The 23,155-nt window shown below is 72.4% G+C and carries 20 protein-coding genes, 1 tRNA gene and 1 pseudogene; 3 read left to right on the top strand and 19 right to left on the bottom strand.

Going from position 1 to position 23,155, the window contains the following annotated elements; all coding sequences use genetic code 11:
• Nucleotides 1–183 precede the first annotated feature (183 nt).
• The 14 genes from ACR9ZK_RS08790 to ald all read right to left on the bottom strand — a co-directional run bounded on the left by ACR9ZK_RS08790 (nucleotide 184) and on the right by ald (nucleotide 13,777).
• Nucleotides 184–1,773 (bottom strand): FAD-dependent monooxygenase, encoded by a 1,590-nt coding sequence (locus ACR9ZK_RS08790; RefSeq protein ID WP_481341516.1) that lies wholly within the window; start codon nucleotides 1,771–1,773, stop codon nucleotides 184–186.
• Nucleotides 1,749–2,108 (bottom strand): hypothetical protein, encoded by a 360-nt coding sequence (locus tag ACR9ZK_RS08785; protein ID WP_481341515.1) that lies wholly within the window; start codon nucleotides 2,106–2,108, stop codon nucleotides 1,749–1,751. The genes ACR9ZK_RS08790 and ACR9ZK_RS08785 overlap by 25 nt, the downstream gene beginning before the upstream one ends.
• 644 nt (nucleotides 2,109–2,752) lie before the next feature.
• Nucleotides 2,753–3,376: a CPBP family intramembrane glutamic endopeptidase gene (locus tag ACR9ZK_RS08780; RefSeq protein WP_481341514.1), complete on the bottom strand. Its 624-nt coding sequence runs from the start codon at nucleotides 3,374–3,376 to the stop codon at nucleotides 2,753–2,755.
• A 204-nt stretch (nucleotides 3,377–3,580) separates the two neighbouring features.
• Nucleotides 3,581–3,654 (bottom strand) — tRNA-Pro (locus tag ACR9ZK_RS08775).
• 73 nt (nucleotides 3,655–3,727) lie between these two features.
• The gene (der, locus tag ACR9ZK_RS08770) at nucleotides 3,728–5,221 is read right to left on the bottom strand and encodes a ribosome biogenesis GTPase Der (RefSeq protein ID WP_481341513.1); all 1,494 of its coding nucleotides are present in this window, start codon (nucleotides 5,219–5,221) and stop codon (nucleotides 3,728–3,730) included.
• Nucleotides 5,222–5,233: 12 nt separating this feature from the next.
• Complete coding sequence (locus ACR9ZK_RS08765) at nucleotides 5,234–5,899, bottom strand: lysophospholipid acyltransferase family protein (RefSeq protein WP_481341512.1); 666 nt, start codon at nucleotides 5,897–5,899, stop codon at nucleotides 5,234–5,236.
• On the bottom strand, nucleotides 5,896–6,612 hold the full coding sequence (gene cmk / locus ACR9ZK_RS08760; RefSeq protein WP_481341511.1) for a (d)CMP kinase: 717 nt from the start codon (nucleotides 6,610–6,612) through the stop codon (nucleotides 5,896–5,898). The genes ACR9ZK_RS08765 and cmk overlap by 4 nt, the downstream gene beginning before the upstream one ends.
• A 46-nt stretch (nucleotides 6,613–6,658) precedes the next feature.
• Complete coding sequence (locus tag ACR9ZK_RS08755; RefSeq protein WP_481341510.1) at nucleotides 6,659–7,750, bottom strand: prephenate dehydrogenase; 1,092 nt, start codon at nucleotides 7,748–7,750, stop codon at nucleotides 6,659–6,661.
• A complete protein-coding gene (locus tag ACR9ZK_RS08750) occupies nucleotides 7,747–8,793 on the bottom strand; it encodes a pseudouridine synthase (RefSeq protein ID WP_481341509.1) in 1,047 nt (348 codons plus the stop codon). Before ACR9ZK_RS08750 ends, ACR9ZK_RS08755 begins: the two co-directional genes overlap by 4 nt.
• Nucleotides 8,790–9,494: an SMC-Scp complex subunit ScpB gene (gene scpB, locus ACR9ZK_RS08745; protein ID WP_481341508.1), complete on the bottom strand. Its 705-nt coding sequence runs from the start codon at nucleotides 9,492–9,494 to the stop codon at nucleotides 8,790–8,792. The genes ACR9ZK_RS08750 and scpB overlap by 4 nt, the downstream gene beginning before the upstream one ends.
• On the bottom strand, nucleotides 9,487–10,602 hold the full coding sequence (locus ACR9ZK_RS08740) for a segregation and condensation protein A (RefSeq protein WP_481341507.1): 1,116 nt from the start codon (nucleotides 10,600–10,602) through the stop codon (nucleotides 9,487–9,489). Before ACR9ZK_RS08740 ends, scpB begins: the two co-directional genes overlap by 8 nt.
• 14 nt (nucleotides 10,603–10,616) lie before the next feature.
• Nucleotides 10,617–11,573 carry a ParA family protein gene (locus tag ACR9ZK_RS08735; RefSeq protein ID WP_481341506.1) on the bottom strand — a complete coding sequence of 319 codons (957 nt, stop codon included), beginning with the start codon at nucleotides 11,571–11,573 and terminating at the stop codon, nucleotides 10,617–10,619.
• 93 nt (nucleotides 11,574–11,666) lie between these two features.
• On the bottom strand, nucleotides 11,667–12,665 hold the full coding sequence (gene xerD, locus ACR9ZK_RS08730; protein ID WP_481341523.1) for a site-specific tyrosine recombinase XerD: 999 nt from the start codon (nucleotides 12,663–12,665) through the stop codon (nucleotides 11,667–11,669).
• Entirely contained in the window at nucleotides 12,662–13,777 is a 1,116-nt protein-coding gene (ald, locus tag ACR9ZK_RS08725) for an alanine dehydrogenase (protein WP_481341505.1), read from the bottom strand. The genes xerD and ald overlap by 4 nt, the downstream gene beginning before the upstream one ends.
• Nucleotides 13,778–13,972: 195 nt before the next feature.
• On the opposite strand from ald, the gene ACR9ZK_RS08720 reads away from it, so the two are divergent.
• The gene (locus ACR9ZK_RS08720; RefSeq protein WP_481341504.1) at nucleotides 13,973–14,581 is read left to right on the top strand and encodes a hypothetical protein; all 609 of its coding nucleotides are present in this window, start codon (nucleotides 13,973–13,975) and stop codon (nucleotides 14,579–14,581) included.
• A 9-nt stretch (nucleotides 14,582–14,590) separates the two neighbouring features.
• Here ACR9ZK_RS08720 and hisS read toward each other — a convergent pair whose 3' ends face one another.
• Both hisS and ACR9ZK_RS08710 read right to left on the bottom strand, forming a co-directional pair.
• Nucleotides 14,591–15,934: a histidine--tRNA ligase gene (hisS, locus tag ACR9ZK_RS08715; protein ID WP_481341503.1), complete on the bottom strand. Its 1,344-nt coding sequence runs from the start codon at nucleotides 15,932–15,934 to the stop codon at nucleotides 14,591–14,593.
• A complete protein-coding gene (locus ACR9ZK_RS08710) occupies nucleotides 15,931–16,632 on the bottom strand; it encodes an MBL fold metallo-hydrolase (protein WP_481341502.1) in 702 nt (233 codons plus the stop codon). Before ACR9ZK_RS08710 ends, hisS begins: the two co-directional genes overlap by 4 nt.
• Before the next feature lie 170 nt (nucleotides 16,633–16,802).
• Between ACR9ZK_RS08710 and ACR9ZK_RS08705 the strand changes: the two genes are divergently transcribed.
• Nucleotides 16,803–17,669 carry a peptidylprolyl isomerase gene (locus tag ACR9ZK_RS08705; protein WP_481341501.1) on the top strand — a complete coding sequence of 289 codons (867 nt, stop codon included), beginning with the start codon at nucleotides 16,803–16,805 and terminating at the stop codon, nucleotides 17,667–17,669.
• Nucleotides 17,666–19,690 (top strand): DUF349 domain-containing protein, encoded by a 2,025-nt coding sequence (locus ACR9ZK_RS08700; RefSeq protein WP_481341500.1) that lies wholly within the window; start codon nucleotides 17,666–17,668, stop codon nucleotides 19,688–19,690. The genes ACR9ZK_RS08705 and ACR9ZK_RS08700 overlap by 4 nt, the downstream gene beginning before the upstream one ends.
• A gap of 72 nt (nucleotides 19,691–19,762) precedes the next feature.
• On the opposite strand, the gene ACR9ZK_RS08695 is transcribed toward ACR9ZK_RS08700, so the two are convergent.
• The 3 genes and pseudogenes from ACR9ZK_RS08695 to ACR9ZK_RS08685 all read right to left on the bottom strand — a co-directional run.
• Entirely contained in the window at nucleotides 19,763–22,063 is a 2,301-nt protein-coding gene (locus ACR9ZK_RS08695) for a RelA/SpoT family protein (protein ID WP_481341499.1), read from the bottom strand.
• A 28-nt stretch (nucleotides 22,064–22,091) separates the two neighbouring features.
• The gene (locus ACR9ZK_RS08690) at nucleotides 22,092–22,616 is read right to left on the bottom strand and encodes an adenine phosphoribosyltransferase (protein ID WP_481341498.1); all 525 of its coding nucleotides are present in this window, start codon (nucleotides 22,614–22,616) and stop codon (nucleotides 22,092–22,094) included.
• A 26-nt stretch (nucleotides 22,617–22,642) separates the two neighbouring features.
• Nucleotides 22,643–23,155 (bottom strand): annotated as a pseudogene (locus tag ACR9ZK_RS08685) (protein translocase subunit SecF); the annotation flags it as partial.

Here is a 23,155-nt window from a genome sequence, read left to right as displayed (position 1 = left end):
CTTCCAGAGAACCGCCGCGCAGGGCCATGGCACTCGCTCCTTCACCGTTCGTCCCCCACCGGCACGCTAGCCAGCCGCAGCCAACGGACAGCAGAGGCAAAGGTCCCACCGCAAATGACCGTAGAACCGGGCTTGTGCCGCCTTGCGGGCCTCTGTACCCGGGAGCGTCGGCGGCCGAGATGACTAGCTCGGCTGGGCGCCCACGAGGCTCAGCCAGGCATGCAGCTGACGGTCCACGACACCGCAGCGGAAGCCGACGTAGCCGTCGGGACGGACCCCGACGACGCCCTCCCCGTCGTGGTCCACGAGTCGGTGGAGGTGGGCCCGCGGACCTGCTGGCAGCGTCCCGAGAACTGCGCCGTCCCAAGGAGCATCGCGTTCGAGCAGGACGTGAATGCCTGGCGTTGCCGTCAGCTCGTGGAGGCGAGCCTGGCCGCTTGCAGCGAGCACCAGCTGGTCCGGCAGCCGGTCCCCCGGCCGCGGCCAGCCGGTGGTGCGAGGTGTGCCGTCGTGGGAGAGGGGGCTGTGTCGATAGTGCACGAAGGGCTGGGCGAGCAGTCTGACCCCCGCAGCGGCGACGCGCGGCTGGCGAGCCAGTCCGGGAAGCAGTGGGGCGGCATACGGCAGCAGCCTGCTCCGGATGAACCGGGCGACAGGGTGAGGGGAGGCCTCCCCGAAGAAGATCAGGTGAGTCAGGGCCAGGACCTCCAAGGCGGCTCGACGCCGCTCCTGCTCGTAGGAGTGCAGCAGCAGCTCCGGTGCACCACTGGTGGAGGCGAGCCCGAGCTTCCAGCCGAGGTTGACGGCGTCGAGGATCCCGTTGTTCATCCCCTGCCCGCCGGCCGGCGAGTGGGCGTGCGCCGCGTCACCGGCCAGGAAGAGCGGGCCGCGACGGAAGGTACTGGCGACCCGGTGCTGCAGGGGCACCCGCGCGGACCACCGAACGTCGTCGATGCTCGCCCCCAGGCCCGAGTCGGCAACGAGCCGGCACAGTTCCTCCGGCGCTACGGCAGCCCCCGGCTGTCCGAAAGACGCACTCCGGCCCGCGTTCGCAGGGCGGGTGACCAGCATCCGCCACGAAGCGCCCTCGCCGAGGGCGAAGAGGAACGCCAGGCCGGAGCTCCCCACGGCAACGTGGAGCACCCCGGGCTCGAGGCTCCCCGTGACCTCGACGTCGGCAAGGACGGCCTCCACGCTGTACGGCGCGCCGCGCCACGCTGCCCCGATGAGCCCGCGAACGGCACTGGCCTGGCCGTCGCATCCCGCGACGAACCGGAAATGGTGCTGCTCCACGCTCCTGTCAGTGGTACGAAGGACGGCGGAGACGACGCCGTCCCCCGCCAGTTGTGAGCGCAGCCCGAGGAACTCCGTGCCCCACTCGACGCGGACGCCGCGCTCGTGGAGCGCGGACCACAGCACCTCTTCGACGTCGGCCTGCCGCACCAACGTCAGGTGCGGGAAGGCGGTGTCCGGAAGGTCGACCTGGCCGAGTGCCACCTGCACGACCCGCCGGCCAAGGTGGATGCGCGCTCGCGGGGCGATGTCGGCCCGGTCCAGGAGCGCCGCGGTGACGCCGAGCGGGCGAAGGCACTCGAGGGCCCGAGCGTGCAGCATCATCGCCCGGGAGCGACGGAAGCGCTCCGCACGACGATCGACCACCCGCACGTTGGCACCGTGTGCGCTCGCCTCGAGTGCGGCGGTCAGACCGGTCGGCCCAGCTCCCACGACCAGCACGTCGGTCGGGGTCGTCATGCCGCGGGGACGAGCAGCCACCAGGAGTCCTCAGCAGCTCCCCTGCCCTGCATCAACCCGGGATCGGCGAGGACGTCGTCGCGCCGCAGCCCGGGCAGCACGTGGTACTGGATCGAGCCCGGGACGCTGACCAGCTCGAGCACCCGCCACAGGGCGGCGGCATACTCCTGTGCGCGCTGCGGCCCGTCCCACTCGTAGAGGCCCCGGTAGACGCCGGAAGAGTCGTGCGCGCACCAGAGCTTGGAGACATATCCCGGGAAACCGACGAAGAGCGGCGTGTTGAGAAGGCTCTCTGCCTCGAAGAGGCGGTGCACCACCCCTCGAACGAGGCGCAACCGGAAGGCAACCACGAGCACACACGGGCTGGTGGGGCTGCTCCGGTCCACGGCCGTCTCCCGGTAGACGCGCGTCGTGCTCCCATCGGCGAAGCGCAGCACCCGACCCACGTTCCCGCGCGGAAGATGCACTCGGCGACGGGCGAGCATGCCAAGACTCGTCGCGACGCATCGCGCTACCGCCCGCCAAGCCGCGCCCCTGGGCGCCGGTCCGAACTCGCTGACCATGGCTTCCCCTCTCATCCACCAGTCTGCGACGGCCTACGGCGTCGAGGCAGGGGCCAGAAGTCCTTCGTGCGCCGCGGCCGGACGAACCCGTCCGGGTCAACGCCGCGACGGGGTCTCTGCACGGACAGCTGGTCCTCCGCGTGCGCGCCTCCGCGCCAGGCGGTGGGGCCGTCACATGGACCGATCCCGTCACCTCGCGACCGGTGTTACGACGCCGTCCCGCTCGGGTCGTCCACGCTGTCGTCACGCCTCGTGCGACGCCTGAGGACGTCGAACACGCCTGCGCCCGGACGGAACCGCAACGCAGCCTCGAGGCCGGTGTCCGTTGCTGCTGGGCGCCTCGAGCTCACTGAGTTGACGGCGACTCTGCGGAGGCGCTCGTGATCGAGATCTGACATGACGTGCTGACGTCGAGACAGGATCGCGGGCGCGGCGCGTCACGACCTGCCGGTCAGCCAGCACGCTGCAACCGGCCGGACGCCGCTGGAGTCAGTGAGCGCATGCGCCGGCGCAACTGCAGCCAGGGACCGCGTCCGGTAGGCGATCCACCCGTAGCCCAGCCCGATCAGGCCAGCACCCGCTAGCAGCGAGGCCCGACGTCGCGGACTTGCGGGTCGCGTGCTGAGCGGAACCAGGTGCCAGGCGGTGAACCCGACGGCGGGCCACAGCCATCCTCTCACCGGGTCGCCGGGGAACATGGTGACGGGCACCCCGCGCCAGAATGCCTCTTCGGCGAGGGCGTTGGTTGTCCCCACCGCCACGGCCACGGCCACCGCCACGGGACCGCTGGCTCGGGCGTTGGGAAGCCATTGCGTGGCCACGGCGCCCAACGGAGGCGCCACGATCAGGGCAGCGCTCAGTCCGCTGGGTGGCGGCAGCACCTGCTCCGGCACCCGCCAGAGCCCGAGCAGACGTCGAGGACCGATGATGCTGCCCGCCAGCGTCCAACAGCCGGCCCAGTAGGCGGCGAAGCCCGCCTGGTAGCCACGCTCGGGTCCGTACCGCCGGGTGGTCTCACCGAACACCGCCTGCATCGCGAGCGGCATCACAGCGGGCAGCAACGTCGCGACGGTTCGACGCCACCTCGATGTCACCGGATCCGATGAAACGGGCACGCCTCGAGTGTGCCGCGCCGGTGCCATTCGGTCATCTCCAGGTGGTGGGCCCAGACTTGGCCAAAGACGAAACGGCACCTGTGGCTTGGAGCACGGGAGGTGGCATGAAAACGGGCCCTGACCTGCCGAAGCAGATCAGGGCCCGATCGGTCGGGCTGACAGGATTTGAACCTGCGACCCCTTGACCCCCAGTCAAGTGCGCTACCAAGCTGCGCCACAGCCCGATGCCCTTGGGGCGAACGAAACCATAGCGCACCGTGTGCCACTGCTCCCAATCGGCCCGCCGAGCGGTCCGGTTCAGCGCCGGCGCTTCTCCCGGACCCGCACCGAGACCTCGATCGGCGTTCCCTCGAAGCCGAACTGCTCGCGCAGCCGACGCTCGATGAAGCGGCGGTAGCCGGCCTCGATGAAGCCCGACGCGAAGACGACGAAGCGCGGCGGACGCGTCGATGCCTGCGTGGCGAAAAGGATGCGCGGCTGCTTGCCGCCGCGGACCGGGTGCGGGTGCGCCGCGACGATCTCGCCGAGGAACGCGTTGAGGCGGGCCGTCGGGATCCGGGTGTCCCACGACTCGAGCGCCGTCTCGAGGGCCGGCACGAGCCGGTCGGTGTGGCGCCCCGTGCGAGCGGAGATGTTGACCCGTGGCGCCCACGGCACCTGGACGAGCTCCTTCTCGATCTCGCGCTCGAGGTAGTAGCGGCGCTCCTCGTCGAGGGTGTCCCACTTGTTGTAGGCGATGACGAGGGCACGACCCGCGTCGATGACCTGCTGGACGACGCGGATGTCCTGCTCGGCGATCTGCTGCTCGGCGTCGATGAGGACGACGGCCACCTCGGCCTTCTCCAGCGCCGTCTGGGTGCGCAGCGAGGCGTAGAAGTCCGCACCACGGGTCTGATGCACGCGACGGCGGATGCCCGCGGTGTCGACGAACCGCCACGTCGTGCCGCCGAGCTCGATGAGCTCGTCGACCGGGTCACGGGTCGTGCCTGCCACGTTGTCGACGACGACGCGGTCCGAGCCGGCGAGCTTGTTGAGCAGGCTCGACTTGCCGACGTTGGGCCGGCCGACGAGGGCGACGCGGCGGGGACCACCCTGCGCGTAGGCGCCGTGCGCCGAGACCTCGGGCAGCACCTCCAGGACGGCGTCGAGCGCGTCACCGCTGCCGCGTCCGTGCACGGCGGACACCGGCCAGGGCTGCCCGAGCCCGAGGTTCCACAGGGCCGCTGCGTCCGCCTCGCCACGCTCGTCGTCGACCTTGTTGGCGACGAGGACGACGGGCTTGCCGGAGCGCCGCAGCAGGCGCACGACCTTCTCGTCGTCGTCGGTGGCCCCGACCGTGGCATCCACCACGAAGACGACGACGTCGGCCAGGTCGATGGCGATCTCGGCCTGCTCGGCCACGCGCAGGTGGATGCCGGACGCGTCTGCCTCCCAGCCGCCGGTGTCGACGATGGTGAACCGCCGACCGCCCCACTCGGCCTCGTAGGAGACTCGGTCACGGGTGACGCCGGGGACGTCCTCGACGACGGCTTCGCGTCGGCGCAGGATGCGGTTGACGAGGCTCGACTTGCCGACGTTCGGCCGTCCGACGACGGCGACGACCGGCAGCGGGCCGCGGCCGGTCTCGTCACCGACGAGTGGACCCTCGGCCGACAGCAGCGCCTCGTCCTCGGGGCTCAGCTCGAACTCGGAGAGGCCGGCTCGCAGGGCGCGCTCGACGCCGGCCTCGTCGGCGGTGGTGGTCGAGATCGGAGCGCCCTCGTGGGTGGGGCGGGCGGTCTCGTCAGTCACGGTGTCCTCGAATCAGTGAACGTCTCTGGAGGCACCATTCTCCACCCGCGCACGACGCACGTGTGACGCGAGGCGGTCGCGCAGCTGCTCGCTGGCCAGCCGGAGGCGCTCCCGGCCCGGTGCGGAGGCGTCCACGTCGAGGTGGAACGGCTCGCCGAAGTCGACGAGGAGGCGCGAGCGCGGGGCCGGCCAGGCGTCCTTCGAGCCGCCCAGGACACGGGTGCCCATGACCGCCACCGGCACGATCGTGGCGCCGGTGCGCAGGGCGATCCACGCCGCGCCCTGGTTGACCTGCTGGACCTCGCCGTCGGTCCGGTTGCCCTCGGGGAAGATGCCGACCGCTCCCCCCTCCTCGAGCACCGCGGTCGCGGCGGCCAGGGCGGCCCGGTCGCCGACGGTGCGGTCGATGGGGATCTGCCCGACGTTGCGGATGGTCCAGCCGAAGAAGCCCGCGAACGCCTCCTGCTTGACGAGGAAGCTGACCGGGCGCGGCGCCATCGAGAAGACGAGCGGGCCGTCGAGGAAGGCCGCGTGGTTGGCCACGAGGATGACCGGGCCGGAGCGGGGTACCCGTTCGCGGTGCCGGGCGGTGCCCCGGTAGAGCGTGGTGAAGATGAACCGCCCGATGGGGCGCCCGACGCGGGCCCGGCTCGGGTGCGGGGCCGTGGCCGTGCTCATGCCCGTGCTGCCTCGACGACGGCGAGCACGGCTGCCACGGAGCCCTCGAAGTCCAGGTGCGAGGTGTCGACGGTCGTGACGCCGTCTGCCGCGACGGTGAACTCGGACACGGCCGAGTCGGCCCGGTCACGGTCGATGACCTGCGACCGCGTCGCCGCGACGGCGTGCTCCCCGGCGTGGCCGTGCAGCTCCTTGCTCCGGCGGGCCAGGCGGGCCTCCTCTGAGGCCGTGAGGAGGATCCGTACCGGGGCGTCGGGAGCCACGACGGTGGTGATGTCGCGACCCTCGGCGACGACGCCGCCGGAGGCGCGCGCCGCGTCGGAGATGAGCCGGCGCTGCAGGTCGCACAGGATCTCGCGGACGGGGATCACGGCGGCGACGGCCGAGACGTTCGTGGAGATGCGGCCCTCCCGGATGGCCGCGGACACGTCCGTGCCGTCGACGGTGACGGTGGGCGCGTCGGGGTCGGTGCCGATCGTCAGGGGGAAGTCGGCCGCGGCCTTCTCCACCGCCTCGACGTCGGCAAGGTCCACGCCGCGGTGCAGGCACCACCACGTCAGGGCGCGGTACATGGCGCCGGTGTCGAGGAAGGCGAAGCCGAGCGCGCGGGCGACCTGCTTGGAGACGCTCGACTTGCCGGAGCCCGAGGGCCCGTCGATGGCGATGACGAATCCGGGGACGGGCTGCTCGTGCTGATCGGCGGTCTGCGACATGCGCCAGAGGATAGTGCCTGTCCCGGGGGCCCTCGTGGGCGCGGGCTCAGTCGTGGACGCGCCAGCCGAGCCGGGTCAGCTCGGCCCGCAGCGGCTCGACGGAGGCCGGGACGACCGACACCTCGGCCACACCGACGGCCTGCCCGAGCCCGTGCTCGAGGTGGAGGTCCTCGAGGTTGATGCCGGCCGCGCCGATGTCGGTGAGCAGACGCGCCAGGGCGCCCGGCTCGTCCGGCACGACGACGGACACGACCTCGTAGGCAGCCGGTGCGGACCCGTGCTTGCCGGGGATGCGCGCGTGCCCCAGGTTGCCGGACTCGAGGACGCGGCTCAGCGTCGCCAGCGAGCCGGCGCCGTCGTCGTCGACGAGGCTGTCCAGGGCCGTGAGGACGTCGTCGACCTGCCCGCGAACCTGCTGCAGGACCTCCCGCACCGCGGCGGCGTTGCCGGCCAGGATCTGTGTCCAGAGCCGCGGGTCGCTCGCCGCGATGCGCGTGACGTCGCGCAGGCCCTGGCCGGCGAGGCCGACGGCGGGCTCGGGCAGCTCGCGCAGGCAGGCGGCGACGATGCTCGCGGCGAGCTGTGGCACGTGCGAGACGGCGGCCACGGCGGCGTCGTGCTCCCGGGCGGGCATGACGCGCACGGCGGCCCCGACGTCGACGGCGAGCGTCCGGACGGCTCGCACGGCGGCCTCGCTCGACCCGGGGTGCGGCACGACGACCCACGCCCGACCGTCGAAGAGGTCCGCGCGCGCGGCCGCCGCGCCCGACCGTTCGCGCCCGGCCATCGGGTGCGAGCCGACGTAGCGGGAGGCGTCGGCCCCCGAGGCGAGGACGCGCTCGAGCACCGTCTCCTTGACCGAGGCGACATCGGTGACGACGGCGCGCGGCCAGCGTCGCAGCGCCGCCGCGACGGTGTCCGCCGCGACGTCCGGGGGCGCCGCGACGACGACGACGTCGGGGTCGCCGCCGGCCCGCTCCCCCGCGGCGTCGAGCGGCTCACCGGCACGCAGGTCCCGGGCCAGGTGGACCGCCGTGGGCGAGGGGTCCTCGAGCGTGACCCGGTAGCCGCGGCTGGTCAGGGCGATGCCGAGGCTCGTGCCGATGAGGCCCGTCCCGACGACGTGGACGCGGGTCACAGACCGGCGGCCTGGTAGAGCGCGCCCACCTCGGCCTTGTTGAGCCGGCGCAGCCGGCCGGACTTGAGGTCGGCGAGGCGGATCGGGCCCACCTCGGTGCGGACGAGCTCGAGGACCGGGTGCCCCACGGCCTCGAGCATCCGGCGCACGACGTGCTTGCGACCCTCGTGCAGGACGACCTCGACGAGCGCCTTGCCCGGCTGGCTGTCGACGACGCGGAAGGAGTCGACCTTGACGGGGCCGTCCTCGAGGTCGACGCCCTCGCGCAGCCGCTTGCCGACGTCGCGGCCGACCGGCCCGCGGACCGTGGCCAGGTAGGTCTTGAGGACCCCGTAGGCCGGGTGCTGGAGCCGGTGGGCCAGGTCACCGTCGTTGGTCAGCAGGAGCAGCCCCTCGGTGTCGGCGTCGAGGCGTCCGACGTGGAAGAGCCGCTCCTCGCGGTTGCCGACGTAGTCGGCGAGCGAGACGCGACCGAGCTCGTCGCTCATCGTCGTGACGACGCCCTTGGGCTTGTTGAACGCCAGGTAGACGCGGTCCTCGTCGAGGTTGACGCGGACGCCGTCGACGTGCACGACCGCGGTTCGCGGGTCGACGCGCACCCCCAGCTCGGTCACCACCTGCCCGTCGACCTCGACGCGGCCCTCGGCGATGAGGTTCTCGCAGACACGGCGCGAACCGACGCCGGCGGCGGCCATGAGCTTCTGCAGCCGGGTGCCCGCCGGGTCGTGGACGTCGACCTGCGGCTGCTCGCGCCGCGCGGGCAGGCGCGTCGGCTGGCTGGGTTTCGTCGAACCCGCGAACCGCGGGGCGGAGCGCTGGCCGCGCCCGCTCGAGCCGCTCGAGCCGCCTGAACCACCGCGGCCGGCGGTCTTGCCCCCGCGGGCCGGCTTCCCGCTGCCACCCCGGGCCGGCTGGCCGCCGCGACCGCGCCCGGCGCCTCCCGGAGCACCGGACCCGCCGGCACCACGGGGCCCGCCGCCGGCGCGTCCCGAGCCGGAGCCCTTCTTCCGCGGCTGGCGCGGGGACCGTGAGTACTCGCTCATGCGTGTCCTTCCTCGATGAGCTCGTCGATGACGTCGGCGTCCGGCAGGTACGGCGCGAGCGGCGGCAGGTCGTCGAGCGACCCGAGTCCCATCCGCTGGAGGAAGTAGGGCGTCGTGCGGTAGAGGACCGCACCGCTGTCGCCCGTGCCCTCGACCTCCTCGATGAGGCCGCGCGAGACGAGCGTGCGCACGACACCGTCGACGTTGACGCCGCGGACGGCGCTGACCCTGGCGCGGGAGACCGGCTGTCGGTAGGCGATGACGGCGAGGGTCTCGAGGGAGGCCTGGGTCAGCTTGGCCTGCTGCCCGTCGAGGACGAACTTCTCGACGACAGGGGCATAGTCGGGCCGGCTGTACATGCGCCAGCCGCCGGCGACGCTGCGCAGCGTGAACCCGCGCTGCTGCTCGGCGTACTCGGCCTCCAGGGCAGCCAGGTGCTCCCGGACGTCCTCGACGGGCAGCTCGAGCGCCGAGGCGAGGGCCAGCTCGGTGACCGGCTCGTCGACGACCATGAGGACGGCCTCGAGCGCCGAGCGCGCGCCGCCCGGGAAGTCGTTGATGTCGAAGGCGATCTGCTCGTCGGCCTCGACCACCGGGTCCGGCACCGGTTCGTCCGAGTGCTCGGGGGACGTGTCGACCTCCTCGAAGCCTGGTTCGTCGTCGGCGTCCGCCGGGACGACCACGACGTCCTCGTCACTCATCGTCTGCTCCTGCGTCGATCTGGGATGTGGTGCTCGGGGCGTCCGCTGCCGGCGGGACGTCGGCCTCGGCGACGGCGTCGGCCTCGGCGACGGCGTCGGCCTCGGCGACGGCGTCGGTCGCGTCCACGGCGTCGGACTCGTCGGACTGGTCGGACTCGTCGAACTCGTCGGTGATCTGCACGTCGCCCTCGTCGGCGCCGGTCCACCGGATGTCGAGCTCACCGAGGGCCTCGGCCTGCTCGAAGGCGATGGCCGCCTCCTTGAACAGCTCGAGGAGGGCGAGGAAGCGGGCGACGATGACGAGCGTGCTGTCGGCGTCGGCGACGAGGCTGCGGAAGGACACCTGGCCACGGGACCGCAGGCGCGACACGATGATCGCCGCCTGCTCGCGGACGCTGACCTGGGGCGCGTGCAGGTGGTCCAGGCCCACGGTCGGAGGCACCTTGGGCGTCATGGCCCGCGCGGCGACCATGGCGAACTGCTCGGGCGTCAGGGCGATGACCAGCTCGGGCAGCAGGCTCGCGAAGTGCGGCTCGAGGCCGGCCTGACGGGGGGTGATGCGCCCGGCCGTGGCCATCCGCTCGCGGAACGTCGCGGCGATCTCCTTGTAGGCGCGGTACTGCAGGAGCCGGGCGAAGAGCAGGTCGCGGGCCTCGATGAGGGCGAGGTCCTCGTCGTCCTCCGGGCCCGACTGCGGCAGGAGCCGGGCCGCCTTGAGGTCGAGGAGGGTCGCCGCGACGAGGAGGAACTCGCTGGCCTGGCCGAGGTCCCAGTCGTCGTCGACGGCCTGGGCCGCCCGGATGTGGGCGATGAACTCGTCGGTGACCTGGGCCAGTGCCACCTCGGTGATGTCGAGCTTGTGCTTACTGATGAGGCCGAGGAGCAGCTCGAAGGGCCCGGAGAAGACGTCGAGGTGCACCTGGAACGGCGCGGTCGCGGATCGCCGGGTCAGCACGCCGCCCGGCGTGATCCTCGGCGTGGCCTCAGAGGTGGCCTCCGAGGCGACCCCCGACGGCTCGAGGTCGACGTCCAGCGCCGGGGCCGCTGCCGTCGGCACGGCGCTCGGTGCGTCGACCGCCCCGCGGTCGACGATGTCCTGCTCGGTCATGGCGTCAGCGGGGATCAGGCAGCACCGCCGCGCGAGATGAGCTCGCGCGCGAGCTGCCGGTAGGCGTTCGCCCCGGAGTGCTCGGAGGAGTACGTCGTGATGGGTTCAGCGGCGAGCGTGGCGTCCGGGAACTTCACCGTCCGGCTGATGACGGTGTGGAAGACCTGGTCGCCGAAGTGGTCGACGACCGACCGGACGACCTCGCGGCTGTGCAGGGTGCGGGCGTCGTACATCGTGGCGAGGATGCCGTCGACCTGCAGGCGCGGGTTGAGCCGGTCGGTGATCTTCTCGATCGTGTCGATGAGCAGCGCCACGCCCCGCATCGCGAAGAACTCGCACTCGAGAGGGATGACGACGCCGTGCGCAGCCGTCAGGGCGTTGACGGTCAGCAGGCCGAGCGAGGGCTGGCAGTCGATGAGGATGACGTCGTACTCGTCGACGACCGGGCGCAGGACGCGGGCGAGGATCTGCTCCCGAGCCACCTCGCCGACGAGCTGGACCTCGGCGGCAGACAGGTCGATGTTGGCCGGCACGACGTCGAGGCCCGGCGTCCGCGTCGTCCGGATGACCTCGTGGATCTCGTGACCGCGCTCGACGAGCAGGTTGTAGATCGTCGTGTCGAGCTCGAGGGCGTTGACGCCGAGACCGACCGAGAGGGCGCCCTGCGGGTCGAAGTCGATGACGAGGACCCTGCGGCCGAGCTCGGCCAGGGCCGCGCCGAGGTTGATGGTCGTCGTCGTCTTGCCGACGCCGCCCTTCTGGTTGCACATGGCGATGATCCGCGCCGGGCCGTGGCTCGACAGCGGCGCAGGCGTCGGGAAGTCGGGCAGCGGACGACCGGTGGGGCCGAGTCCGGCGCGGGCGTCGGCCTGGAGCGCGGCGGCGGACACGATGCGCTCGGGCGCGGGGCCGGGGTGCCGGCCGGCGTCGCCGGGTCGCGTGTCGAGGTGCTCGGACGGCACGGACTGCATGGTCTCGTGTGACTCCTCGTTCACCTGGTGTTCCACTCGGTCGACCTCGTCTCAGGTCAGTGGTCGGGCTCTCGCCGATCACGAGCGACCCTATCAGCGTGCACGCGGATGGGCCGTCGCATACACCTCCCGGAGCCGGTGTGTCGAGACCATCGTGTAGATCTGCGTCGTCGTGACCGACGCATGCCCGAGCAGCTCCTGCACGACGCGCACGTCGGCGCCGCCGTCGAGCAGGTGGGTGGCGAACGAGTGGCGCAGCGTGTGCGGCGACACGTGCTCGCTGAGGTCGGCCCGCTCGGCCGCGCGGCGGATCACCGCCCAGGCCGACTGGCGCGAGAGCCGGTTGCCGCGCTGGTTGACGAAGAGCGCGGGGCCTCCCCGGCCCTTGACCGCGAGGGCCGGCCGGCCGCGGACGAGGTAGGCCGTGACCGCGTCGACGGCGTACCGCCCGACCGGCACGAGACGCTCCTTGCCGCCCTTGCCGTGCAGGCGCACCGCCGAGACGCCGACGCCAGAACCGGACGTGGGGGCCTCCCCCGCGACGTCCGGGCCCGGCGGGCCGGGAAGGTCGAGGTCGTCGACGTCCAGCCCGACGACCTCGCTGATGCGGGCACCCGCGCCGTAGAGCAGCTCGAGCAGGGCCCGGTCCCGCAGGGACTCGGGCGTGTCGCCGACCGACGCTGCGGCGAGCAGCCGCTCGACGGCCTCGACGGAGATGGCCTTGGGCAGCCGGGCCGGCGGCTTCGGCGGTGCCACGTTGGCGGCCGGGTCGGTCGGCGCCTGCCCCTCGAGGGCCAGGAAGCGGTGGAACCCACGGACGGCGACGAGGGTCCGCGCGGCCGAGGACGGCGCGAGCCCCCGCTCGTGCAGGCCGGCGAGGAAGTCGGTGACGTCGGCCTCGGTGACCCGGGCGGCGTCGGTGACCCCGCGGGCCGCGAGATGGGCGGTGTAGGCGCGCAGGTCGCGGCGGTAGGAGGCGAGCGTGTTGTCGGACGCGCCCTTCTCGACGCGGACGTGGTCGAGCCAGCCGCGGACGTCGCGCTCGATGCGCGTGACGCCCGCGGCCGGCGGGGCTGCGGGCGGCTGGGTCAGGACAGCGCCTCGTCGAGCGAGACGGCGGTCATGCCGTGGGCCTCGGCGACGCCGGCATACGTGACGTGACCGTCGTGGGTGTTGAGACCGAGCGCCAGCGCGTGGTCCGAGCGGAGGGCGTCCTGCCAGCCCTGGTTGGCCAGCTTCACCGCGTACGGCAGGGTCGAGTTGGTCAGCGCGTACGTCGACGTGTTCGGCACCGCCCCCGGCATGTTCGCCACGCAGTAGAACACCGAGTTGTGCACCTGGTAGGTCGGGTCGGCGTGCGTCGTGGCGTGGCTGTCCTCGAAGCAGCCGCCCTGGTCGATGGCGATGTCGACGAGGACCGACCCCGGCTTCATCCGGGCCACGAGGTCGTTGGAGACCAGCTTCGGGGCGGCCGCACCGGGGATGAGCACCGCACCGATGACCATGTCGGCCTGCAGCACCTGCTCCTGGACCGTCAACCGCGACGAGGCGAGGCCGTGCACCTGGTTGTCGTAGCGCCAGAAGGACATCCGCAGCTTGTCGAGGTCGGTGTCGAGCAGCGTGACGTCGGCGCCCATCCCGAGGGCGATGTTCGCGGCGTTCTGCCCGGAGACGCCGGCGCCGAGGATGACGACCTTGGCGTTGGCGACCCCGCCGACACCGCCCATGAGCACGCCACGACCGCCCTGGGCACGCATCAGCGCGTGGGCCCCGACCTGCGGGGCGAGGCAGCCGGCCACCTCGGACATCGGGTAGAGCAGCGGCAGCGCGCCCGAGGGCAGCTGCACCGTCTCGTAGGCGATGCCGGTGACCCTGCGGGCCACGAGCTCCTCGGTGAGCCGCTTGTCGGCCGCGAGGTGCAGGTAGGTGAACAGCGTCAGCCCCTCGCGCAGGCGGTGGTACTCCTCGGCCACGGGCTCCTTGACCTTGAGGACGAGGTCCGCCTCGCCCCACACGTCGTCGGCCGAGCCGATGATGCGGGCGCCGGCGGCGACGTAGTCGTCGTCGCCGATCTGCGAGCCGACGCCAGCGTCCTTCTCGACGAAGACCTCGTGACCGTGCTCGGTGAGCTCGTGGACGCCCGACGGTGTGATGGCCACGCGGTACTCGTGGTTCTTGACCTCGCGAGGGATACCGACCTTCATGCCTGTTGCACTTCCTTCCGGACTCACGACCTCCCGCGGCGCCGTTGCCGCGGTCGAACGGCCCCGTCCAGCGGCCGCGAGGCCAGCGTATCCACGTGGTGGACGCGTCCGCGGCCGCCCCGGCACACTGCCGGGCCGGGCTCCGGCGCGTAGGTTGGCTACCGACCAGGGAGGCGCACCGATGAGGCCCGACTCATGAAGCTCTACGCCGACACCCCCGCCCGGCGGACGCGTCAGCTGCTGTCCGACGTGCTGGTGCTGCTGTGGGTCGGCCTCTGGGTGTGGCTCGGACGCCGGACCCACGACGTCGTCCTGGGGCTGCGCGGGCCGGCCGACTCGATCACCGCGGCCGGCGACTCGGTGCACCGCTCCCTCGCCGGCGCCGGTGACCAGGCCGGACGGATCCCTCTCGTCGGTGACCAGCTCGAGCAGTGGCTCGGGCAGGCCGCGAGGTCGGGCACGACGCTGAGCGACGCCGGCGCGTCGATGGCCACGGCCGTCGAGCGCGTGGCCCTCGTGCTCGGGCTCGTCGTGGCCCTCGTGCCGATCGTCATGGTCGTCGGGCTGTGGCTCTACGTGCGCATCGGCTTCGCCCGCCGGGCCGCGGCAGCCCAGCGGTTCGTCGACTCCGGCTCGGACCTCGACCTCTTCGCGCTGCGGGCCCTGGCCAACCAGCCGATGCGGGCCCTGGCCCGAGTCTGCGACGACCCGGTCGGCGCGTGGCGGCGCCAGGACACCGTCGTCATCCGCGAGCTGGCGCGGCTCGAGCTGCACGACCAGGGCCTGCGCCCACCGCCTGCGTGAGCGGGCCGTTCAGCCCTCGACGCGCGTGACGGCCGGGCGCAGGTCCTCGGCGGGCGGGGTCCACGCCTCGGCGTCCGCCGGCAGCTGTTCCCCGGAGCGGATGTCCTTGACCTCGTCGCCGGACTCCCCCGCCTCGGGGAACCAGACGAACGGGATGCCCCGACGCTCGGCGTAGCGGATCTGCTTGCCGAAGCGGGCCGCCGACGGTGCCACCTCACAGGCGATGCCGCGTCGGCGCAGGGCCGTCGCCACCGCCACCGCACCCTCGCGCGAGTCGTCGTCCTTGAGGGCGACGAGGACCGCGGCGGGGGTGGACCGCGACGCCGTGACGAGGCCGCGGCCGACGAGCAGGCCGAGGATGCGCGTGACCCCGATCGAGATGCCGACACCGGGGTAGGTGTTCCGGCCGTCCGTGGCGAGCGCGTCGTACCGGCCCCCCGAGCAGAAGGACCCCCACGACTCGTGCCCGACGAACTGCGTCTCGTAGACGGTGCCCGTGTAGTAGTCGAGGCCCCGCGCGATCCGCAGGTCGGCCACGATGCGGCCCGGGGCGTGCGCCATGCCGGTGCGGATGACCTCGGCGAGCGACTCGAGGCCCTCCTCGAGCAGCGGGTGCTCGACGCCGAGCGCCCGGACCTGCTCGACGAACGAGAGGTCCTCGCTGCGGATGTCGGCCAGGGCCAGGCAGCGGTCGGCCTGCTCGTCGGTGGCGCCGGCCTCGACGAGCATCGCCTTGACCTTCTCGGGGCCCACCTTGTCGAGCTTGTCGACGATGCGCAGGGTGCCGACGACGTCGGTGATGCCGATGCCCTGGTAGAAGCCGTTGGGGATCTTGCGGTTGTTGACCTGGATGACGAACTCGCCGACCGGGAACCGGCTGAAGACGTCGGCGATGACGAGCGGCATCTCGGCCTCGAAGTGCGGGCTCAGCTCACCGGTGTCGACGACGTCGATGTCGGCCTGCGTGAACTCGCGGTAGCGCCCCTCCTGGGGACGCTCACCGCGCCAGGCCTTCTGGATCTGGTAGCGCCGGAACGGGAACGACAGCTTGCCGGCGTTCTCCAGGACGTACCGGGCGAAGGGCACCGTCATATCGAAGTGCAGGCCCCAGCGGGCGTCCGCGTCGTCACCGGCGAGCCGGGAGACCGCGTAGATCTCCTTGTCGGCGTCGCCGCCCTTGCCGAGCAGGCGGTCGACCGGCTCGATGGAGCGGGTCTCGACGGAGGAGAAGCCGTGCAGCTCGAAGGTCTCGCGGATGACGTCGAGGAAGCGTTGCTCGACGATGCGCTCGGCAGGCAGGTACTCGGGGAACCCGCTGATCGGCGTGACCTTGGTGCTCGGGGTGCTGCTCACGCGCCCAAGTCTGTCAGGTACGGGTTCGTGGCCCGCTCGTGGGCCATCGTCGTGGCCCGGTAGTGCCCCGGCAGGACGAGCGTCGTGTCGGGCAGGGGCAGGACCTTCTCGCGCAGGCTGCGCCGCATCGCCTCCGCGTCGCCGCCGGGCAGGTCGGTGCGCCCGATCGAGCCGGCGAAGAGGACGTCGCCGGTCACCATGGTGCGGTCGACGTCGACCTGGCCCCGGATGCCGTCGGGCACGCGGTCGATGCCGAACATGACCGAGCCCTCGGTGTGGCCCGGGGCGTGGACGACGTCGACGTCGAGCCCGGCGAGCGTCAGGCGCGTGCCATCGCCGATCTCCACCACGGTGCTGGGTTCGGTCCACTGCGCCGCCGTGCCGAACTGTTGCTCGAGCATCGCGACGAGTCCCGGGTTGCTGCGCGCGAGGAGGTCGGTCAGCCGGTACCGGTCATCGGCGTGGATGTAGGCGGCGGTGTCCGAGCCGCACACGGGCGTGACCGAGTAGACGTGGTCGACGTGCCCGTGGGTGAGCAGCACCGCGGCAGGCCGGAGCCGGTGCTCGGCCAGCACGTCCCGGAGCCTCTCGACGACGCCGACGCCCGGATCGACGACGATGCACTCCTCCCCCGCCGCCGGCGCGATGACGTAGCAGTTCGTGTCGAAGGCCTGGGCCGGGAAGGCGATGGTGAGCACATCGCGAGCCTAGCGAGACGTGCCCTGGCGCCCGCTCACCGCAACATCTCCGGAACCGAGCCAGTTGTCATGGACTCGTGACCGGTCCTGCTGCGCCCGACCCGGGCTCCTTCCTTAAAATGACCGAACGCCCGGGGACCACCCCCAGCGGCCCGTTCGAGGAGAGGTTCGTGACCAAAGAGCAGGAACGCGCACGTGCGCGCCGCCGCCACGAGGAGCAGCTGAAGAAGGCCAAGCCGCCGGTCAGCGACTCGACGCGGGACAAGCAGGTGTTCGGCGTGATCCTCGCGGTCATCCTCGTCGTCGCGGCCGTCATCGCAGTGCCCAAGATCATCGGCAGCTCCGACACCGGCACGCCGGCCGCCGCAGCCACGACCACGCCCGCCGCGTCGACGACCTCCGAGCCCGGCGCGACGGCCGGCGCCAACGGCCTCCAGGCCGGCCAGAAGCTCGCCGCGGGCTGCACCAGGCCCCCGGCGCTGCAGAAGACGCCGAAGAAGCTGACGCAGGTCCCCGACAAGAAGACAGCCGCCGGCAAGACCTTCGTGGCCACCATCAGGACCACCTGCGGGCCCGTCGTCGTCGAGCTCGACGGCGCCAAGGCCCCGCAGACGGTGGCATCGTTCCTCAACCTGGCCAAGGCGGGGTACTGGGCGCCGAGCCCCTGCCACCGCGTCACGACCGAGGGCATCTACGTACTCCAGTGCGGCGACCCCACGGGCACCGGCTCGGGCGGCCCCGGCTACACCTTCGGCATCGAGAACGCGCCGAAGGACGGCACGTACCCGGCCGGCAGCCTGGCCATGGCGCGCACGCAGGACCCGAACAGCAACGGCGGCCAGTTCTTCATCACGTACAAGGAAACGAAGTTGCCGACCGACGGCGGCGGCTACACGATCTTCGGGAAGGTCATCAAGGGCCTCGACGTCGTCGCGAGGATCGCGGCGAACAAGGCCCTGCCGCCGAGCCCGGCCGACGGCACCCCGGTGTCCCCGATCAGCATCCTCAGTGTCAGCGTGACGGAGAAGAAGGCATGAGCGACGTGCAGCACCCCCAGCCCGACGAGACCCCGGAGGTGGTGCCGGCCGCGGAGGGCTCCGAGGCCGCTGGCACGACGACGGACGCGCCGGGGGCGGGAACGGCGGAGGCCACCACCGAGAACGCGACCGACGCCCAGCCCGACGCCCAGCCCGACGTCCCCACCGAGGAGCAGGCACCCGTGAACCCCGCAGCCGACATGGCCGACACGCTCGAGTCCGTCCGCGCCACCGAGGCGGCCCACGCGGCCGACCCCGTCGAGACCGCCGACAGCACGGGGACCGCGGAGAGCGCCGAGCCCGAGACCGCCGAGACCGAGACCGCCGAGACCGAGACCGCCGAGACCGAGACCGCCGAGACCGAGACCGCCGAGACCGTGGCGCCGAGCGTGGCCGCTGGACCCATAGAGACCTCGCAGCCGAGCGTCGCGGCGGAGCCTGAGGTGGCCGAGCCCGAGGCGGCTGAGCCGGCCGTCGCCGAGCCCGCAGGGGCGGCTCCCGCGGACGTCGCGGTCCCGGAGTCGGCAGAGCCGGCCGGCACTGCTCCGCAGCCGCCGGCCGAGACGCCGGCCGACGCCGAGGCGCCTGCTGCCGGGGTCACCGGGGTCGCGGCGGCAGCGCCGGCGGCGCCGGCAGCGCCGGTGCCCGCGCCCCCGAAGCCGAGCGCGGTGCCCAGGCCGTCGGGGATCCCGACGCCCGCGGCCGTGGCCAAGGTCGCCGGCCACGCCCCGGCGCCCGCCGCCCCGGCACCGGTGACGAGCGACCACTCCGCGTCGGCCGCGTTCGGTCGCGTCGCCGAGGACGGCACCGTCTTCGTGCGCACCAGGGACGGCGAGCAGGAGGTGGGCTCCTACCCGGGTGCCACGCCGGAGGAGGCGCTGACCTACTTCGCGCGCAAGTACGACGAGCTGTTCGCCTCCGCCGTGCTGCTCGAGCAGCGGCTGGGACAGCCGGAGGTGCCGTCCAAGGACGTCGCCGAGGGGCTCAAGACGCTAACGGCGCAGGTCAAGGACGCGACCGTCGTCGGCGACCTCGACGCGTTGGCCGCCAAGCTGGACGAGATCCAGTCCGGCATCGCGAGCAAGCGCACCGTCGAGCAGCAGCACCGCGCCGAGGCTCGAGCCCTGGCCACCGCCGAGCGCGAGAAGATCGTGGCCGAGGCGGAGCAGATCGCGGCCCAGCCGGAGAACCGCATCCAGTGGAAGAGCAGCGGTGCCCGGATGCGCGAGCTGCTCGACGAGTGGAAGGCCCACCAGCGGGCGGCCACCCGCCTCGACCGCGAGACCGAGTCCGCGCTGTGGCAGCGCTTCAGCGCCGCGCGCAACGGCTTCGACAAGGCCCGCCGTGCCCACTTCGCCCAGCTCGACGCCCAGCACGCGGACGCCAAGACCCGCAAGGAGCGCCTCGTCGCCGAGGCCGAGAGCCTCGCAACCAGCCATGACTGGGCCGCCACCGCCGGCGCGTTCAAGCGTCTCATGGACGATTGGCGGCGGGCCGGACGCGCGAGCCGCACCGACGACGACAAGCTGTGGACCCGGTTCAAGGCCGCGCAGGACGCGTTCTTCGCGGCCAAGGACGAGGTCGTCGCCGCCGAGGAGGAGCAGTACCGCGGCAACCTCGAGGTCAAGGAGGCGCTCCTCGTCGAGGCGGAGGCGATCCTGCCGGTGACCGACCTCGAGAAGGCCAAGGCGCAGCTGCGCATCGTCCAGGACAAGTGGGACGTTGCCGGCAAGGTCCCGCGCGCCGACATGGACCGGGTCGAGAAGGCGATGCGCCGCATCGAGCAGGCCGTCCGCGACGCCGAGGACCGGAAGTGGCGGTCGACCAACCCGGAGGTCGCCGCGCGCGCCCGGGGCATGGTCGACCAGCTCGAGCGTGCCGTCGCCGACCTGCGCGAGGAGCTCGAGAAGGCCGAGCGGACCGGCAACGAGTCCACGATCCGCAAGGCCCGTGAGGCGCTCGAGGCACGTCAGACCTGGCTCGACCAGGCCCGCGCCGGCGTCGCCGAGTTCGGCGGCTGACCCAGCCGCGACCGACCGTCGGTGGGCCACGACCCGTGGCTCGCCGACGGTCGTGCGTTGGCGCGGGGTCGGTCAGCGGCGCAGGGCGGCGTCGGTGGACTTGCCGCCGTTGACCCGGTAGACGTCGAAGACGCCGTCGATCTTGCGGACCGCCTTGATGACGTGGTCGAGGTGGGCCGGGTCGCCCATCTCGAAGGTGAACCGCGAGATGGCGACACGGTCGCGGGAGGTCTGCACCGACGCCGACAGGATGTTGACGTGCTGGTCGGACAGCACCCGCGTCACGTCGGACAGCAGCCGGTTGCGGTCGAGGGCCTCGACCTGGAGCTGCACGAGGAACACGCTGGCCGAGCTCGGGGCCCACTCGACGTCGATGAGCCGCTCGGGGTTGGCGGTCAGCTGCGTGGCGTTGGTGCAGTCGGCCCGGTGTACGGAGACGCCGTTGCCGCGGGTCACGAAACCGATGATCGGGTCGCCGGGCACGGGCGTGCAGCACTTGGCGAGCTTGACCCAGACGTCGGCCGTGCCCACGACGACGACGCCCGGGTCTCCCCCGCGGCGCCGCTTGGCCTGACGGGTGGGGACGGTGGCCTCGGCGAGGTCCTCCGTCGCACCGTCGACGCCACCCATCGAGGCGACGACCTTTCCGACGACGTGCTGCGCCGACACGTGGCCCTCGCCGACGGCCGCGTAGAGCGCCTCGATGTCCTGGTAGCGCAGGTCGGTGGCGACGGCCGTCATCGACTCGTGGCTCATGAGCCGCTGCAGCGGCAGGTTCTGCTTGCGCAGGGCCTTGGCGATGGCGTCCTTGCCGGCCTCGATGGCCTCCTCGCGCCGTTCCTTGCTGAACCAGGCCTTGATCTTGTTGCGGGCCCGCGGGCTCTTGACGAACTGGAGCCAGTCGCGCGAGGGACCCGCGCCGTCGGCCTTGCTCGTCAGCACCTCGACGACGTCGCCGTTCTCGAGCGTCGACTCCAGCGGTACGAGGCGGCCGTTGACCCGGGCGCCGATGCAGTGGTGGCCGACCTCGGTGTGGACCGCGTAGGCGAAGTCGACGGGGGTGCCGCCCATCGGGAGGGCGACGACCGCGCCCTTGGGCGTGAAGACGTAGACCTCGCTGCTGCCCATCTCGAAACGCAGCGAGTCGAGGAACTCGCCGGGGTCCTCGGTCTCGCGCTGCCAGTCGAGCAGCTGGCGCAGCCAGGCCATGTCGTTCTGCGGGGTGATCTCGCCGGGGCGCGCTCCCCCGCCCTTGACGGCCTGGTCCTTGTACTTCCAGTGGGCCGCGACGCCGTACTCGGCGCGGCGGTGCATCGTGTGCGTGCGGATCTGGATCTCGACCGGCTTGCCCTGCGGGCCGATGACCGTCGTGTGCAGCGACTGGTACATGTTGAACTTCGGCATCGCGATGTAGTCCTTGAACCGGCCCGGGACCGGGTTCCACCGCGAGTGCAGCGCACCGAGCGCCGCGTAGCAGTCGCGCACCGTGTCGACGAGGACGCGGACCGCGACGAGGTCGTAGATCTCCTCGAAGTCCCGGCCGCGCACGATCATCTTCTGGTACACGGAGTAGTAGTGCTTGGGCCGGCCGGTGACCGTGGCCTTGATCTTGGCCGCCGTGAGGTCCTCCGTGACCTGGGACCGGACGCCGGCGAGGTACTCCTCACGGGCCGGGGCCCGCTCGGCGACGAGACGGACGATCTCGTCGTAGACCTTCGGGTAGAGCGTCGCGAAGGAGAGGTCCTCGAGCTCCCACTTGATGGTGTTCATGCCGAGGCGGTGCGCGAGCGGGGCGTAGATCTCGAGGGTCTCGTTCGCCTTGCGCTTGGCCGACTCCGGGCTCACGTAGCGCCACGTGCGAGCGTTGTGGAGGCGGTCGGCCAGCTTGATGACGAGCACGCGGATGTCGCGGGCCATCGCGATGACCATCTTGCGCACGGTCTCGGCCTGCGCGGCCTCGCCGTAGGTCACCTTGTCGAGCTTGGTGACGCCGTCGACGAGCATCGCGATCTCGTCACCGAAGTCGCGACGCAGCTCGTCGAGACCGTACGAGGTGTCCTCGACGGTGTCGTGCAGCAGCGCCGCGGCAAGGGTCGGCGGCGTCATGCCGAGCTCGGCGAGGATCGTCGTCACGGCGAGCGGGTGGGTGATGTACGCGTCGCCGCTCTTGCGCATCTGCCCGTCGTGGGCCCGCTCGGCCACGGCGTAGGCCCGCTCGATGACCGACAGGTCGGCCTTCGGGTGGTTCTGGCGCACCACCGTCATGAGCGGCTCGAGGACGGGGTTGCCCCCCGGCCGGGTGGCCCCGAACCGGGCGAAGCGGGCGCGCACCCGCGAGGGGGTGGACAGCTCGCTGCGGACGTCCTCGCTCATGGAGAGAGTCTAGGCGGTCGGCCCGGGGTCACACGGTGAGGATGGCGTTGACCGGCCGTCCGGTGAGACGTTCGCGGCCGCCCAGGAAGGCCAGCTCGAGGACGACTTCGACGGCCACGACCTGCGCCCCGGCTCGCTCGACGAGCTGGACGGTCGCCTCCGCCGTCCCGCCCGTGGCGAGGACGTCGTCGACCACGAGGACGCGCTGGCCCGGCTCGAAGGCGTCGGTGTGCACCTCGATCTCGGCGGTGCCGTACTCGAGGGCGTAGGACTCCCTGAGCGTGTCACCCGGCAGCTTGCCGGCCTTGCGCACGGGGACCATCCCGAGACCGAGCTCGTGGGCGACGGCCGCCCCGAGGATGAACCCGCGCGCCTCGATGCCGACGACGACGTCGACCGCGCCGGCGTACCGGCGCGCGATGTCGCGCACCAGGGCACCGAAGGCCACGCCGTCGGCGATGAGCGGGGTGAAGTCCTTGAAGAGGACGCCGGGCTTGGGGAAGTCGGGGATGTCGCGCAGCCGGCTGGCGACGAGGTCGCTGATCTCGCTCACTCGTGGTGGTCCTTCGCTCTGGCTGGTCAGCGTCGCGACTTGGGCGCCCGCTTGGGCTGGTTGCGGGGGCCCGCCTGTGCGTACTTGTGCACCGGACGCGCCGACGCCGGCGTGTCCGCGTCGCCTCTGCCGCCAGTGGCCCCGCCGGTGGCCGAGCTGCCGGAGGCCGCGGCGACCGGGGCGTCGGCCCCCACCGCGACCGGCTCGCCGTCGGCGAACACGTCGGACGCCGGGGCGTCCGCCCGCGGAGCGTGCTTGGCCACGTAGCGGTCGAGGTCCCGGACCGCCTTCTCGCCGCGCCGCAGGTCGACGAGCAGCGGCGTCGCGATGAAGATCGACGAGTACGCCCCGACGCCGATGCCGATGAACAGGGCGAGGGCGAGGTCGAGCAGGGTCCCCGGACCGAGCAGGGTGAAGCCGACGAAGAGGATCGCGGCGATCGGCAGCAGGGCCACGACCGTCGTGTTGATCGAGCGCACGAGAGTCTGGTTGACGGCCAGGTTGGCCGCCGCGGGGTACGTCATGCGCCGCGTCCGGAA

The sequence above is a fragment of the Monashia sp. HAY1-5C genome, assembly GCF_056755255.1.
Note: the sequence above shows the minus strand (reverse complement) of the source record. Positions and strands in the feature narration are given on the sequence as shown.

Excerpts from the sequence above, each read along its gene's own strand:
- ACR9ZK_RS08765 (WP_481341512.1), bottom strand. The coding sequence starts at position 5,899 with ATGAGCACGGCCACGGCCCCGCACCCGAGCCGGGCCCGCGTCGGGCGC.
- cmk (WP_481341511.1), bottom strand. The coding sequence starts at position 6,612 with ATGTCGCAGACCGCCGATCAGCACGAGCAGCCCGTCCCCGGATTCGTC.
- ACR9ZK_RS08750 (WP_481341509.1), bottom strand. The coding sequence starts at position 8,793 with ATGAGCGAGTACTCACGGTCCCCGCGCCAGCCGCGGAAGAAGGGCTCC.
- scpB (WP_481341508.1), bottom strand. The coding sequence starts at position 9,494 with ATGAGTGACGAGGACGTCGTGGTCGTCCCGGCGGACGCCGACGACGAA.
- ACR9ZK_RS08740 (WP_481341507.1), bottom strand. The coding sequence starts at position 10,602 with ATGACCGAGCAGGACATCGTCGACCGCGGGGCGGTCGACGCACCGAGC.
- ACR9ZK_RS08735 (WP_481341506.1), bottom strand. The coding sequence starts at position 11,573 with ATGCAGTCCGTGCCGTCCGAGCACCTCGACACGCGACCCGGCGACGCC.
- ald (WP_481341505.1), bottom strand. The coding sequence starts at position 13,777 with ATGAAGGTCGGTATCCCTCGCGAGGTCAAGAACCACGAGTACCGCGTG.
- ACR9ZK_RS08720 (WP_481341504.1), top strand. The coding sequence starts at position 13,973 with ATGAAGCTCTACGCCGACACCCCCGCCCGGCGGACGCGTCAGCTGCTG.
- ACR9ZK_RS08700 (WP_481341500.1), top strand. The coding sequence starts at position 17,666 with ATGAGCGACGTGCAGCACCCCCAGCCCGACGAGACCCCGGAGGTGGTG.
- ACR9ZK_RS08695 (WP_481341499.1), bottom strand. The coding sequence starts at position 22,063 with ATGAGCGAGGACGTCCGCAGCGAGCTGTCCACCCCCTCGCGGGTGCGC.